This window comes from Burkholderia sp. AW49-1 (genome assembly GCF_053427845.1).
Window position 1 is genome coordinate 1 of the sequence record NZ_JBSAXF010000145.1, and the last position, 217, is coordinate 217.

A 217-nucleotide genomic window follows, 5' to 3' on the forward strand; every position below is an offset into this window, starting at 1 on the left:
TGCAGAGTCCTGCAAATCAGGATACGTTTCAGCGACTCATTGATATCCAGCGCTACGACGGCAGGATTTCAGCGACTGAATTCCTGACGATTAACGGGCAAACCGATCCCTACCAGAGGGTGCGCCGCTACCTCGAGTTTTTCGAAGCACGAAATGTCGGTCCCAACCGAGCAAAACTATCCCAAGATCTCCAATTGGCAATCTCTCGGGCCTCGGA

General features: G+C 52.5%; 1 protein-coding gene. It reads left to right on the plus strand.

From position 1 onward, the window contains the following. Nucleotides 1-217, plus strand: a 217-nt coding sequence (locus ACV22W_RS33805) for a hypothetical protein (RefSeq protein WP_448023887.1), incomplete at both ends; no start/stop codon positions are given.